This window comes from Porphyrobacter sp. SLTP (genome assembly GCF_009905735.1).
Taxonomy (GTDB): Bacteria; Pseudomonadota; Alphaproteobacteria; order Sphingomonadales; family Sphingomonadaceae; genus Erythrobacter.
Window position 1 is genome coordinate 129,052 of sequence record NZ_JAAALE010000009.1, and the last position, 13,870, is coordinate 142,921.

The window sequence follows — 13,870 nt, forward strand, 5'->3', positions numbered from 1 at the left end:
AAGGACCCTTCCCATGGCGCTAGAAATCCTGATCGTCGACGATGAACGAGACATCCGCGAGCTGGTGGCTGGCGTGCTCGGCGACGAAGGCTATGCCTGCCGCACCGCAGCTGACAGCACCGAAGCGCTCGCCGCGATAGACGAGCGTCGGCCGTCCCTGGTGCTGCTCGACGTGTGGCTCCACGGCAGTCAGATGGACGGGCTCGAACTGCTTGATGCGATCAAGGCGCGCGAGCCCAATCTGCCAGTGATCATCTTCTCGGGCCACGGCAATATCGACACGGCCGTCGCCGCGGTCGGGCGCGGGGCGATGGATTTCATCGAAAAGCCGTTCGAGGCCGAGCGCCTCCTCCTGCTGGTCGAACGCGCGACTGAGACCGAGCGGTTGCGGCGCGAAAACTCGCGCCTGCGCGAAGGCAGCTGGGGCAGCGCCGAATTCACCGGAAATTCGCCCTCGATCAATGCCGTACGCGCAACGCTCAAGCGCGTGGCGAGCACGGGCAGTCGGGTGTTGATCTCGGGCCCTGCGGGCGCGGGCAAGGAGGTCGCCGCACGCCTGCTGCATGCGTGGAGCGCGCGGGCGAACGGCGCTTTCGTGCTGGTAAATTCGGCTCGCATCACACCCGAACGCTTCGAACAGGAGCTGTTCGGCGAAGAAGCCAATGGCAAGCAAGTCCGTCCCGGGCTGCTCGAACTGGCTGATGGCGGCACGCTGTATCTCGATGAGATCGCTGATATGCCCCTGTCCACCCAGGCGCGGATCCTGCGTGTGCTGACGGACCAGAGCTTCGTGCGCGTCGGTGGTACGCGCCAGATCGGGGTGGATGTCCGCGTGGTCTCGTCCACCACGCGTGACCTGACCGTCGAAATGGCGGAAAAGCGCTTCCGCGAGGACCTGTTCTACCGGCTTAATGTGGTCCCGGTGGTGCTGCCGGCTCTGTCCCAGCGGCGCGAGGATATTCCGGCGCTCGCCGAACATTTCTTCACCCGCTATTCCAACGATCAGGGCCTCGTTCCGCCGGAGATTTCTTCCGAGGCGATGGCGGCGCTCCAGGCCTATGACTGGCCGGGAAATGTGCGCCAGCTGCGCAATGTGGTCGAACGCACGATCATCATGACCCCCCGCGAGAAGCTCGGCACGGTGGAGCCCGACATGCTGCCCCCGGAAATTATCGGCGGACAGATCGGGCTTGCGAGCGATAGCTTGTCGGCGATCATGGGTGTGCCGCTGCGCGAGGCGCGGGTCAGTTTCGAGCGGGAATACCTCGCGATCCAGATCCGGCGATTCTCCGGCAACATTTCCAAGACCGCGAGCTTCATCGGCATGGAACGCTCGGCCTTGCACCGCAAGCTGAAGCTACTTGGCATGGCCGACCGGCGCGATGACGACGATTAGGGTCAGATGATCCCGTCATAATTTTGACGAAAATCAGTCCTTGTCCCGCGGCGGTCCAATCGCCATTATGGATTGCGTAAGGTGCCGCGCCTCGTTTTTTGCGGTGACCTGCTACCTGCGGACCGAAAATCGGCCGCCAAGAACAAAGGAGCCACGACAATGCCCAACGGGCGAACGCTCTCCCCCCGTCCGGTTGCACGTGCTGCCGCATCCAGTGAACCGCGTAACAGCGACGCCGGCAGCCCCCCTCAACGTCAGAGTGGCAACCTCCAGGACGCTTTCCTCAACCTCCTGCGCAAGAACAAGATTCCCGTCACCATGTTTCTGGTGAAGGGCGTCAAGCTGCAAGGGATCGTCACGTGGTTTGACAATTTCTCGATCCTGCTGCGCCGCGATGGCCAGTCGCAGCTGGTCTATAAGCACGCGATCAGCACGATCATGCCTGGCCAGTCGCTTGATCCGGCGCAATTCGGTAGCCAATCGGGCAGCCGCAAGCAGAAGCTACTTCAGGACGTGTTCCTGAGCCGCGTTGCCGACGCGAACGTTCAGGTCACCATGTTCCTGGTCAATGGTGTGATGCTGCAAGGGCGGATCGCGGCCTATGACCTGTTCTGCATGCTGCTGGAACGCGACGGCGCGGTGCAGCTGGCATACAAGCACGCGGTTTCGACCATCCAGCCCGCCAGCCCTGTCGACTTGAGTGTCGATGACGAGGATGGCGACGATTTCGGGGCAGACGACTGAGCTTCGATAGCGATCTCCAAGACGAAGTAACCCGCGGTGCGCGGGCTCTGGTGCTGTGCCCGGATATCCGGGCGCTGCGCTACGACCTTGATTCTGCCGAGCGCTTGGCCGAAGCCGAGGGCCTGGCGCTGGCGATCGGGGTGGTGATCGCGCATTCGGCGATCCTGCCCGTGCGGCAGATGCAGCCCAACACGCTGTTCGGATCGGGTCAGGTCGAGAATATTGGCATCTGGTGCGAGCAACACGAGGCCGAGCTGGTGATCGTCGATGGCGCGCTGACTCCGATCCAGCAGCGCAATCTGGAAGACAAGCTGAAGCGCAAGGTGATCGACCGCACCGGCTTGATCCTCGAAATCTTCGGCGAGCGCGCGGCGACTGCCGAAGGGCGCTTGCAGGTCGAGCTGGCGCATCTCGATTACCAGCAGAGCCGACTTGTGCGCAGCTGGACCCACCTTGAGCGCCAGCGCGGCGGCTTCGGCTTCCTCGGCGGACCCGGCGAAACCCAGATCGAGGCGGACCGCCGGATGATCCGCGCGCGGATGGCGCGGCTTCGGCGCGAGCTTGATCAGGTGAGAAAGACCCGCACGCTCCACCGTGACCGCCGGGGCAGGGCGCCTTGGCCGGTGGTGGCGCTGGTGGGCTATACCAATGCCGGGAAATCGACCTTATTCAACCGCTTGACCGGCGCCGAGGTGATGGCCGAGGATTTGCTGTTCGCGACGCTCGATCCGACGATGCGGGCGATCAGCTTGCCGGGTGTCGAAAAGGCGATCCTGTCGGACACGGTGGGCTTCATCTCTGACCTTCCGACCCAGCTCGTCGCCGCCTTTCGCGCTACTTTGGAAGAGGTCACCGCCGCCGATGTCATCTGCCACGTGCGCGACATGGCGAATCCCAGCCACGCGGCGCAGAAAAAGCAGGTGCTGGATGTGCTGGCCGACCTCGATGTCGTCGATGCCGAGACGGGCACCAGCACCATTCCGATCCTTGAAGTCTGGAACAAGGCTGACCTGCTGGACGCTGAAAGCCTTGCAGAATTGCGGGAGGCGGCCGAAGGGCAGGGGGCCGTGATCCTTTCCGCAGTGACGGGGCAGGGGGTCGATCTGCTCGAGGCTGAATTGACCCGGATGCTGACCGGCACCGCGCGTGAGGTCAGCTTCATCCTTCCGGCCACCGATGGGCGGCGAATTGCCTGGCTGCACGCTCATGGCGACGTGTTGACCGAAGATGAGGTCGAAGACAGCGATGAGGGGCCCATGCGCAGACTGACCGTGCGGCTCAATCCCAAGGAACTGGGACAGTTTGCCGCGCTTTCCTAAGCGCTTATTCGCCCTGCTTGACCCGCTGCCACAGCTCCTCTTGGGCTTCGAGTGACAGCGACGGGAAGTCCGAACCGGCCAGTGCTTCCATACCTCTGAAGCGACGTTCGAACTTGGCGTTGGCTGCGCGCAGGGCGTCTTCGGCGCTGATGCCGTGAGCGCGGACGAAATTGACTGCTGCAAACAGCAGATCGCCGGCTTCCTCGACCTTCTGTTCGTCTGAGGAAGCGGTCTTGAGCTCCTCGATTTCCTCGGCAATCTTGCCTTCGGAACCTGATGGATCGGGCCAGTCAAACCCGGTGCGAGCGGCGCGTTTCTGAAGCTTCTCGGCGCGCATCAAGGCAGGGAGCGCCAGCGCTACGCCGTCCAGAGCGCTCGCAACGCCCTTGGCTTCGCGTTCCTTGGCCTTGAGGTCTTCCCAGCGGGCTTCGTCCATTGTGCCGCCGGCGCTGGCGAAGATGTGCGGGTGGCGTGCTTCCATCTTGGTGCTGATGGCGTTCGCGACATCGGTGAAATCAAAGTGACCAGCTTCTTCGGCCATGCGGGCGTGGAACACGACCTGAAGCAGCAGGTCGCCGAGTTCGTCGCGCAGGTCTGCCATGTCATTGCGGGCGATAGCGTCAGCGACCTCATAGGCTTCCTCGATTGTATAAGGCGCGATGCTGGCGAAGTCCTGCGTGAGGTCCCATTCGCAGCCGCGCACCGGATCGCGCAACCGGGCCATGATGGCGAGGAGGCGTTCGATAGGGGACTGGTTCGGGGTCTCGGTCATGCCGGTCCTCAAGTTTGATAATATATATTATGTAAAATCTAGAGCGCGGCGCTGGTGGTTCCGCGGATCACCATGAACCACTCCACAATCAGATAGAGGCCGCCGAAGATCACCACCCAGGCCAATGCCATCTTGATCATCTGGCTCCATGCCAACCGGCGCGACGCCAAGGACACGCAGCAAAGGACCAGCCATCCGAGGCTTGTGACGATTGGCAGGATCAAATCCGGGTTCACGCCACTATCTCCAAGCCATCATAGCCGACCGTCACGAAGTCCGGCACTTCGTCGCACAGCGTCCGATAATCCATGCTCTTGTCGAGATGGCTCAGCACCACGCGACCTGCGCGGCATTGTTCACCGAGTTCGATCGACATTGCCAGATGTGCATGGGTCGGATGCGGTTCACGGCGCAGGCAGTCGCTCACTAGGATGTCGACCTTGTAGAACAGATCAATCATTTCATCAGAAATGGAACTGAAATCCGTAGCATAGCCGATACTCTTGCCATCAGCTTCAAAGCGGTATGCGGTGGTTTCGCCGGGGCCATGCGCCATCTGGCACCAGTCCACGCCAAACCCGGCAATCATCCGCAGCCGATCAAGTGTGTCGAGCGTGCAGATCGTCGGATAGCCATCCTGACCGGCAAACACATAACCGAACCGCTGGCGCAGCCGACGCACTGTCTCCGTCTCGGCAAAGCCCGGGATCGGTCCGCCGCGTCCATATCGCAGCACCCGCAGGTCATCGATGCCGTGACAATGATCGGCGTGATCATGGGTCCAGAACACCGCGTCGATATGCCCGATCTGATTGGCAAGCAGTTGCGCACGACAATCGGATGATGTGTCAACGAGTAGCCGACGACCTTCATCGCTCTCGACCAGGATCGAGACCCGCGTTCGGCGGTTGCGCGGCTCATCGGGGTCACAGTCACCCCAATCGCCGGTGCCGTCCGGCCCGCCCAGCCGCGGTACCCCGGTCGAGGTACCAGAGCCAAGCATGACCAGCTTCACGGGCGCGCCTTGCTGAAAAGGTTGAAGAAATTGGCGGTGGTCTGCGCTGTCAGATGTTCCACATCCGTTCCGCGAATGCCGGCGACGAAGGCCGCCGTATCGGCGACATAGGCCGGTTCACACACCCTGCCCCGATGCGGCACCGGCGCGAGGAACGGGCTGTCGGTTTCGACCAGCAAGCGGTCATCAGGAATGATCACAGCAACGGCCTGCAAGTCCTTGGCATTCTTGAAGGTTACGATCCCCGAGAGCGAGATCGTCAGCCCCAGCGCCAACACCTTTTCGGCGAAATCGGCCGAGGCTGTGAAGCAGTGGATCAAGGCCGGGAAGGCCCCCTTCCCCATCTCATCGGCGAGGATTGCGTGGGTATGTTCCTCGGCATCGCGGGTGTGGATGATGATCGGCAACTGCGTTTCGCGGGCGACATCAATATGCATACGAAACAGTGACTTCTGCGCGTCTCTGTCAGACTTGTCGTAATAGTAGTCGAGCCCGGTTTCCCCGATCGCGATGACTTTGGGGTGGCGGGTCGCCTCCAGCAACGCGGCGCGGCCCAGGTCCTGATGCGCGTCAGCCTCATGCGGGTGGATGCCGACGCTGGCGAAAACATCCGGCTCGCGCGCGGCGGTGGCGACCACCTGATCCCATTCGGATTGGCGGGTGGAAATGTTGAGAAAGGCGCCAACACCGGCCGCCCGGGCGCGCGCCAGCACTGCGGTCTGTTCCTCCACCAAACCTTTGTATTCGAGGTGGCAGTGGCTATCGACCAGCATCAGGCAGCCTCGTCCGGCAGTTCAAGCCGGGGGAACAGCGGTGCCGGCGCGATGATCCGGTGATCGCTTTCCGCCAGAGGCGAATACCAGTGGCTGCGGATGCCGTCGAGATTGCGCAGATCGCCCGGAATGCCCAGCGTATCCAGCAGTTTGGCGCTGCTTGCCGGGATCACCGGACTGATCGCAACGGCCAACTGCGCAATGCAGATATAGAGGGTGGCGAGCACCGTCTCCATCCGTTCGGGATCGGCCTTGCGCAGGGTCCAGGGTGCCTGGGCATCGATATAGGCGTTGCAGGCGAACACCGCCTGGAGCCATGCCTCGACCCCTTGCTGGAGCGCAAGATTTTCAAAGGCTTCGGGAATATCCTTGGCAATCGCCTGATCGACGGCTTCAAACAGCGCCGTATCGGCCTCCTGATGACCGCGGATCGCGGGGAGATAGCCGTCGAGGTTCTTGGCGATAAAGCCGAGCGTGCGCTGGGCGAGATTGCCGAAAGCATTGCCAAGCTCGCCATTGGCGCGCTGCACGATCGCCTCGGGTGAATAGGAACCGTCCTGACCGAAGGCGACTTCGCGCATCAGGAAGTAGCGCAAGGCGTCGACACCGAACCTTTCGGCCAGTTCCACCGGATCGGTCACATTGCCGAGCGACTTTGATTCCTTCTGCCCGCGATTGAGCAGGAAGCCGTGACCAAATACGTGCTTGGGCAGCGGCAGATTGGCGCTCATCAGGAAGGCCGGCCAGTAGATCGTGTGGAAGCGCACGATGTCCTTGCCGATCAGGTGCAGGCTGGCGGGCCAGAAGTCGCCCATGTCATCGGGATAGCCGAGGCCCGTCAGATAATTGGTGAGGGCATCGACCCACACATACATCACATGGCCCTCGGACCCGGGCACCTTCACGCCCCAGTCGAACGAGGTGCGGCTGACCGAAAGATCGCGCAGGCCCTGTTCGACAAAGGCGATCATCTCGTTGCGGCGGCTTGCCGGTTCGAGGAAGCCCGGGGTCTTCAGCAGCGCAAGCAGCTGGTCCTGATACTTAGAGAGCCGGAAGAACCAGCTTTCCTCGACCGTCCATTCGACCGGCGTGCCTTGGGGCGAGAGCTTCTCACCCCCCTCACCTTCCACCAGCTCGCTCGCGTCGTAATAGGCTTCGTCGCGGACCGAGTACCAGCCTTCGTAGCGATCAAGATAGAGGTCGCCCGACGCTTCCATCGCTTGCCAGATGGCCTGGCTGGCGCGGTGATGATCGGGCTCACTTGTGCGGATGAAGCGGTCATAGGACACATCAAGCGCATCGCACATGCTGCGGAAATAGCCCGACATTTCATCGGCGAGATCGGCCGGCGTACGGCCCTGCTCCTCGGCCTTGCGGGCCATCTTCAAGCCATGTTCGTCCGTGCCGGTCTGAAACCGGACACGGCGGCCTTGCAAGCGCTGGAAGCGGGCGATCACGTCGGCAGCGATCGCCTCGTAGGCGTGACCGATATGGGGCTTCCCGTTGGGGTAGCTGATCGCGGTGGTGATGTAGAAAGGGGACGTGTCAGCCATGGGCCGGTTCGCTAGCGGGGGCGGCGGCGACAAGCAAGCTGCCGATCTCGAAGGGGATCATCCCGGCATCGAAATTGGCGGTTGGCGCTTCGGCTGCGAGGCTGACCAAGGCTGTGTGGGTATTGATCAGGCGTGCGCGGGCGTCCGGGTTGTCAGAAGCGCGGGCGGCGCGGGCGACCAGCGACTGCGCGAGGTCGAGCACAGCCTGCACCCGCTCGCGATCGGCGCGCGGGCCGATCAGGCGGGCCAGCTCGCCGCGCCCAGTGACGCCATTATCGCCGTGCGCCAGCAGTGCGGTGATGACCTTGGCAACCGGAGCGAGGTTCTGTTCGGCAAAGCGCAGCGCTGCGCCATAGGAACCTTCAGCCGCAGCAATAGCCTGCGGGTCGGGCGGCAGGCCTTCGCTTGCGAGCAGCGCCGCCAGCTCGCTGTCGGTGAGCACCGGGAAGCGCAAGGTGCGGCAGCGCGAGCGGATCGTCGGCAGCAGCCGCGCCGGACGATGGGTGACGAGCAGGAAGAAGGTGCCAACCGGCGGTTCCTCAAGGCTCTTGAGCAATGCGTTGGCGGCCGACTTTTCCATGTCGTCGGCCGGATCAATGATGATCGCGCGACGGCTTCCCAGTGTCGGCCGCGTGATCAGGCGGCGCTGCATCGCCCGGATTTGCTTGATGCGGATCGAGCGCGCGAGGTCGAAGGGCTTGCCCTCGGCTTGGGCTTTCTCGCCCTTGTCGTCCTTCGGGCCGTAGGTGAGGGTGATGATGTCGGGATGCTCGCCCTGCGGCTGCGGGACGCCGGGCTGCGCAACCAACGCGCGCGCGGCAGCCATGGCGAAGTCGCGCTTGCCGAGACCCGCTTTGCCCGCAAGCAGCCAGCCGTGGTGCATCCGCTCTCCCGAGAGCGCGTCGCGCCATTGACGCCAGGCTTCGGCATGGTTGGGCCAGTCGGTCATGCGAGCAGGTCGCCGATTGCGGCAAGGATGCGGGCGTGAATGTCTTTCTTCTGGCCGAGCGCGTCGATGCGTGCAAAGCTCTGCGGGTCGGCCTCAGCCAGCGTACGAAAGGCGGCGGCGACGGCGCGGTGGTATGCGGCGGAGCGGCCTTCGATTGCGTCCGACGCCTCTCCGCGCGACGCGATCCGCCCTGCCAAGGCGGCTTCATCGCCCTCGAGCAGGATGACCCGGTCAGGCCGCAAACCGTCACTGCCAAAGGCATGGAGCGCGGTGATCGCCGCATCGCCGAGGCCCCCGGCCCCGCCCTGATAAGCGCGGCTCGAATCGACGAAGCGGTCACAGATGACCCACTCGCCGCGCATAAGCGCGGGGCGGATCAAATGCGCCACATGGTCCGCGCGGGCGGCGGCAAACAACAAGGCTTCTGCCTGCGCGGGCCAGCCTTCCCCCGGCGGTGCCAAGAGCAGATTGCGGATCGCTTCGGCCCCCGGTGTCCCGCCCGGTTCGCGGGTGACGACGACCGTAAGGCCTCGCGCCCGCAACGCCTCGGCGAGTAAGCGGGCCTGGGTGGATTTCCCCGCCCCCTCCCCGCCTTCAAAGGCGATGAACCGGCCGCGCGGAGGGCTCATGAAAACACCGCTGCAATGGCATTGATCACACGGTCAATCGGGCCAGCTGTCCCCACCGCCTCGGCAGCGTAAAGCGGGATGCGGGCCGGTGCGACGCCGGGGGCGGAGACCTCCATCACGGCGACTTCCTGATTGGCTGCAATCGGTGCGCGCAGCGGGCCCTCGTAACGGATCGTGGCGGTAAGCTCGCCGTCACTTCCGCGTGGCAGATTGATCGCAACGGGCCCCGCAGCTTTGAGGGCGACCCCGCGCGCATCGCCATCCTGCACCCGCGCCGTGCCGACCACGGCGCCCGGCGCAAACAGTTGGCGCCGTTCGAAGGCGGAAAAGCCCCACTCGACATAGGACCGTGCAATCTTTGCTCGCAGCCGCCCGTTCTCCACTCCAGCAAGCACCAGCACCAGCCGCTGCCCATCGCGCCGCGCTGTGCCGAGGTAGGAGAAACCCGCTTCGTTGGTGAACCCGGTCTTGATCCCATCCGCCCCCGGTACGCGCCCGATCATGGGATCATGATTGACCTGCGCAATGCCTTTGTAATCAAAGCCCGCGCGGCCGATGTAATAGCCGAACTTGTCCGGGTGCCGCGTGATCAGCGCCCGCGCCAGCCGCGCCAGATCATTGGCGGTGGTGAAGGTCCGCCCCTCATCCGGCCAGCCGTTAGGGCTCGCGAAATAGCTCCCCGTCATCCCTAGCCCCAGCGCGGTCTGGTTCATCTGCGTCGTCCACGCGGCGACCGATCCCGCCTGCCCTTCGGCCAGCACGGCCGCCCCGTCATTGGCCGAGACGTTGGCGATACCCAGCAGCAGGTCATCCACCCGCACCCGCTCCCCCCGGTCGAGGAACATGGTCGAACCTTTGCGCCGCCACTCGCTTGCGACAACCGGGCTCATCATGAACACCTGTGACGGATCGAGGCGCCCGGCTGCGATCAACTCGAAGGCGAGATACAGCGTCATGACCTTGGTGACTGACGCGGGCATGAAACGCGCATCGGGATTGCGGGCATGGAGCACCTGCCCGCTGCCCAGATCGACCAAGAGCGCCACCGGCGCTTCTGTGGCGGTTGGAACCGCAGGCAGGACGGGCCCCGGATCAGGCACCAGCGCGCGCAGAGGCGGCGCAAAGGTGACGGCAAACAGGGCAAGCAGGGACAGCGGCAGGCGCAAGGATTTCGGGGGCATCACCGTCTCGCCTATACCCGCCCCCTCACCGCTTGGCGAGGCGTGGGGCGCGTCAGTTCACGATTTCGTCAGCCAGCAATCCGACGCTCAGGGCATAATAGCTTGAACAGTTATACTCGAGGATCGCGCGGTAATTGCCGGTCAGCAGCCAGGCAGGCGTTCCGGGGCCGTCGGGCTGGAAAAATGCGGTCATCACATCGTCGCCGAGGCCACCTTGCGCGATCACGCCCTGCGCGCGCCATTCAGCCACGGTCATCCAGCGGCTGAGGCGTTCATGCACGCGCGGGCAGACGGGCGAGACGAGCCGGGTGCGATAAGCTGAGGCATCGAAGCCGGCCGGCACCGACGCACGAGCACCCCAAGGCTGACCAGGCCGCCATCCGGCATCGCGGAAGTAATTCGCGATCGAGGCAAAGGTATCGGCGCGGTTCGCGAAGATATCCGCGCGCCCGTCTCCGTCGCCATCGGTGGCTAGCCGCAGATAGACGCTAGGGAGGAACTGCGGATTACCAAACGCTCCGGCATAGGAGCCCACCAGCTGCGAGCGGTCATAGCCCTTGTCGGCGACCTTCATCAGCGCGATAAACTCGCCCGCAAACAGTTCGCGCCGCCGCCCCTCCCATGCTAGCGTGGCGAGGCTGCGGGCGAGATCGAAGTTGCCCTTGACCTGACCATAGCTGGTCTCATGCCCGAAGATCGCGACGATGATCGGCCCCGGCACACCATATTGCGCTTCGATCCGGCCGAGCAAATCGCGGTGCTGACGGTAAACCGCACGGCCGCCGCCGATGCGCGCCGAATCGACATGGGTCGCGATATAGCCCGACATAGGGGGATAGCCGCGCGTGGTGGCACTGCCGGGCTGATTGTTATCGAGCCGGATGACCGTCGGATTGGGCGTCAACCCCGCCGTCATCCGCGCCACCGTATCCTCCCGCACGCCCTCTCCCAGCGCACGGGCCTTCAGCAATTCAAGATAGGCATCGAACGGAATCCCGTCCGCACTGACCTGCGCGCTCGCCGGGGCGGACGCAGGCGGGGCACCGAGAATCGCACACGCTGTAAGGGTCAGCGCCGCGGCGGAGAGAAGCCGGGGAATCATGGCTACAGGGATGTCATACCTTGGATGAATTCCCAACAACCTGATTGGCGAAGTTGCGGTTGCTCCCCCGTTGGGCGGCAAAGCAGCCTGCAATCAAGACGACCTGCCATGCTGAACCGCGACAATTGGGCCACAAGGCAGGTGACAATCGCGATCTTCGGCGCTAGCCGCTTCGCACAGAGGACAGGTGGCCGAGTGGTTTAAGGCAGCGGTCTTGAAAACCGCCGTAGGTGCAAGCCTACCGTGGGTTCGAATCCCACCCTGTCCGCCAATTTGCGCTGCATTTCAGTGCAACACGCGGTCACTTCCTTGCTTGATCGTGGGCGTAGCCATCCAATCCGGCCAATCTGTCCCGCGCCATTCCGCGGCGACATAGACCCGCTGAAGGATCGACAACCATTGGCGCATCAAGTCGCCATTGAAACCTATCCGCGCACTTTGGCCGGTCGGACTGTAGAAGATCACCACGGTTCCGGAGGGCGGCATTTGCAAATCGATTTTGCTGACGAGCCACTCATGCTCCGGCTCAGTCGCCGTGACGGGCGCTGAAGGCTCCTGCCGGGCAACCGCCTTCTGATGTGAGACGCCGGCGACGATGTCGGCGTACACAGGATCGTCATGACGGGGCTTAATGACATTTATCAGTGCGGGGATCAGGCGATTGGTCATCCGCTGGGTCAGCCAGATACGCGCGGTTTCTCCGTCTCGCACTGCCGCATTGATCGAGATGCGATCCTGTTCCTCCGAATAAAGGACAGTGATTCTTTGAAGGTCCAGCATGGCCGAATGATTATCACGTTGTGATGCGGGGAGGCACCCCCTTGCGGCGGTCTGCCTTGACGCGTTGGACTACAAGGCCCCGACCGGAAACGCCGCCGCCGAAACAGCCGCTTGGATTGCTGAACGCTCCGCGGGCGAAAGGTCGGGATGCCACAGGTCGAAGATGAGGATCACGCGCAGCCGGTCGGTCTCGTTCTTGGCCTCGTGCTCGATGGTGTCGTCGAACACCCAGGACTGACCCTCGACAAAATCGCGGGTTTCCGCGCCGACGCGGAACCAGCAGCGATGGGGCACGATCAGCGGGAGGTGGCACAGCAGGCGGAAATTGGCGACACCAACATGCGGCGGAATGTGGGTGTGCGGGGCGAGCAGCGAGAACATCGCATTGGCCCCGCATCCCGGGATGACGGGTTGATCCATCCGCGTCAGAAACGCCATCGTTTCGGGGCAATGGGCGGCATTGGCGGCGACATTGGTCCCGCGCTCGATCAGGTGGATCGCGGTCCAATCTCGGTTGTGGTTCAACTCGCGCCATTGCGCCAGCGGCTCGCTGTCGTGGTATTTGACGTAAGGCACGAGGCTCGCGTCCGGCGCATTGGCAACCCGGTCCATCTCGGCACGGATCGTGGCGGTGAGGCTCTCGAGTTCGTCCGCCCAGGGGAAGCCCGCGCGGTCGTGGAATTCGGCCTCCCGCAGACCGGGGTAGGCGAAATGGGTTGCCTCGGAATGATAGGTGCGCGTGGTCCGCGCGATGTTGGTGGCAAAGCGTTCGGCCCGGCGGCGCTCAGTGGGGGTGAGATCGGCACCGCTCGCCTCAACCGCTGCGCCGAGCCGGCGCTGCATCGAATGTTGATGCTCGGCCCAGAGCGCTTCGGCGCGCATGATCGTCTGCACCAGCATCGGCGGCAGCGGATGCGGGCGCGGCTGTGCGAGCGCGCGGCCATAGGCTTCGCCCGCTTCGGGGTGTCCGGCGGAATCGAGCAGGTGCGCCCGCATCAGCAGATTGACGAAATCGAGCGGCGATAGCGCCAGCGCGCGGTCGATCGCCTCGATTGCCAACAGCGGCGCGCCGGCCATCTTCCGCACTGTGGCGAGACGCTGCCAGAACGGCATCACCGGCGGATCGAAACGCGCGGCTTCTTCCAGGATATTGCGCGCCTGCACGAGGCTACCCGCCGCCAAGGCACGGTCTGCAGCGGTCAGGCGCTGGGCAAGGTCGGGCTCGGCGAGGGTCATGATGCCGAAATGATATAGATTAGGATTTAGCGCAAGTCGCCTCAGCTGACGCACGGTTCAGCGCGACAGGATATTGCGTCTGACCGCCCGATACATGCGCCTAGGTGTATGCAGTGACCAGCCAAACCTTGCAGGGCAGCATCACGCCCTCGCCCGCGCGGTGATGGCGGGCAAACATCGCGGCAAGATCAGCCCGCGCCGAATCGCGCACGCCTGCGCCCTGCTCGGCGAGCACCCGGCCGACGGCCATCGAGGCGAGGACAAAGTCGGTCGCCTCGTCAGGCGTTGCGCCGGGCCCGCCGACGGGTTGCAGTCCGGCATAGGGGGCGACGTCCATGCCGGAGAAGCCTGCGCCGGTGAGGACGTCCTCAAGATAGCCGAGATCCTCAAAGGCGAAGGGGCCAGGGGCGCGGGGGACGGC

Annotated in this window: 14 protein-coding genes, 1 tRNA gene and 1 pseudogene; 4 read left to right on the top strand and 12 right to left on the bottom strand. The window is 63.9% G+C overall.

Annotation, left to right across the window (positions count from 1 at the left end):
* The first annotated feature begins 13 nt into the window (after window positions 1-13).
* The 3 genes from ntrX (at window position 14) to hflX (ending at window position 3,459) form a co-directional block, all read left to right on the top strand.
* The gene (gene ntrX / locus GVM20_RS09755; protein WP_166547004.1) at window positions 14-1,396 is read left to right on the top strand and encodes a nitrogen assimilation response regulator NtrX; all 1,383 of its coding nucleotides are present in this window, start codon (window positions 14-16) and stop codon (window positions 1,394-1,396) included.
* Window positions 1,397-1,555: 159 nt separating this feature from the next.
* Complete coding sequence (gene hfq, locus GVM20_RS09760) at window positions 1,556-2,140, top strand: RNA chaperone Hfq (protein WP_166547005.1); 585 nt, start codon at window positions 1,556-1,558, stop codon at window positions 2,138-2,140.
* 50 nt (window positions 2,141-2,190) lie between these two features.
* Entirely contained in the window at window positions 2,191-3,459 is a 1,269-nt protein-coding gene (gene hflX / locus GVM20_RS09765) for a GTPase HflX (protein ID WP_353653131.1), read from the top strand.
* A gap of 4 nt (window positions 3,460-3,463) precedes the next feature.
* Here the strand turns inward: hflX and mazG are convergent, their stop codons facing one another.
* The 9 genes from mazG to GVM20_RS09810 are packed head-to-tail and all read right to left on the bottom strand — an operon-like array spanning window position 3,464 to window position 11,433.
* Window positions 3,464-4,231, bottom strand: coding sequence for a nucleoside triphosphate pyrophosphohydrolase (gene mazG / locus GVM20_RS09770; protein WP_166547006.1), 768 nt, complete (start codon window positions 4,229-4,231; stop codon window positions 3,464-3,466).
* 38 nt (window positions 4,232-4,269) lie between these two features.
* Window positions 4,270-4,467, bottom strand: coding sequence for a hypothetical protein (locus GVM20_RS09775; protein ID WP_353653132.1), 198 nt, complete (start codon window positions 4,465-4,467; stop codon window positions 4,270-4,272).
* Window positions 4,464-5,246 carry an MBL fold metallo-hydrolase gene (locus GVM20_RS09780; protein ID WP_166547007.1) on the bottom strand — a complete coding sequence of 261 codons (783 nt, stop codon included), beginning with the start codon at window positions 5,244-5,246 and terminating at the stop codon, window positions 4,464-4,466. Before GVM20_RS09780 ends, GVM20_RS09775 begins: the two co-directional genes overlap by 4 nt.
* The gene (locus GVM20_RS09785; protein WP_166547008.1) at window positions 5,243-6,019 is read right to left on the bottom strand and encodes a TatD family hydrolase; all 777 of its coding nucleotides are present in this window, start codon (window positions 6,017-6,019) and stop codon (window positions 5,243-5,245) included. Before GVM20_RS09785 ends, GVM20_RS09780 begins: the two co-directional genes overlap by 4 nt.
* Window positions 6,019-7,572, bottom strand: a complete 1,554-nt coding sequence (gene metG, locus GVM20_RS09790; protein ID WP_166547009.1) for a methionine--tRNA ligase — start codon at window positions 7,570-7,572, stop codon at window positions 6,019-6,021. Before metG ends, GVM20_RS09785 begins: the two co-directional genes overlap by 1 nt.
* A complete protein-coding gene (locus GVM20_RS09795; protein WP_166547010.1) occupies window positions 7,565-8,521 on the bottom strand; it encodes a DNA polymerase III delta subunit-related protein in 957 nt (318 codons plus the stop codon). Before GVM20_RS09795 ends, metG begins: the two co-directional genes overlap by 8 nt.
* On the bottom strand, window positions 8,518-9,150 hold the full coding sequence (gene tmk, locus GVM20_RS09800) for a dTMP kinase (RefSeq protein ID WP_166547011.1): 633 nt from the start codon (window positions 9,148-9,150) through the stop codon (window positions 8,518-8,520). The genes GVM20_RS09795 and tmk overlap by 4 nt, the downstream gene beginning before the upstream one ends.
* Complete coding sequence (locus GVM20_RS09805; protein WP_166547028.1) at window positions 9,147-10,331, bottom strand: D-alanyl-D-alanine carboxypeptidase family protein; 1,185 nt, start codon at window positions 10,329-10,331, stop codon at window positions 9,147-9,149. Before GVM20_RS09805 ends, tmk begins: the two co-directional genes overlap by 4 nt.
* Before the next feature lie 52 nt (window positions 10,332-10,383).
* Window positions 10,384-11,433 carry a lytic murein transglycosylase gene (locus GVM20_RS09810; RefSeq protein WP_166547012.1) on the bottom strand — a complete coding sequence of 350 codons (1,050 nt, stop codon included), beginning with the start codon at window positions 11,431-11,433 and terminating at the stop codon, window positions 10,384-10,386.
* Between the two features lie 181 nt (window positions 11,434-11,614).
* On the opposite strand from GVM20_RS09810, the gene GVM20_RS09815 reads away from it, so the two are divergent.
* Window positions 11,615-11,704, top strand: a tRNA-Ser gene (locus GVM20_RS09815).
* 14 nt (window positions 11,705-11,718) lie between these two features.
* On the opposite strand, the gene GVM20_RS09820 is transcribed toward GVM20_RS09815, so the two are convergent.
* From GVM20_RS09820 to GVM20_RS09830, 3 genes and pseudogenes are all read right to left on the bottom strand, one after another.
* Window positions 11,719-12,213, bottom strand: a complete 495-nt coding sequence (locus tag GVM20_RS09820) for a hypothetical protein (protein ID WP_166547013.1) — start codon at window positions 12,211-12,213, stop codon at window positions 11,719-11,721.
* Window positions 12,214-12,282: 69 nt separating this feature from the next.
* Window positions 12,283-13,449: an aspartyl/asparaginyl beta-hydroxylase domain-containing protein gene (locus GVM20_RS09825; RefSeq protein WP_166547014.1), complete on the bottom strand. Its 1,167-nt coding sequence runs from the start codon at window positions 13,447-13,449 to the stop codon at window positions 12,283-12,285.
* 100 nt (window positions 13,450-13,549) lie between these two features.
* Window positions 13,550-13,870: pseudogene (locus GVM20_RS09830) on the bottom strand (class I SAM-dependent methyltransferase); the annotation flags it as partial.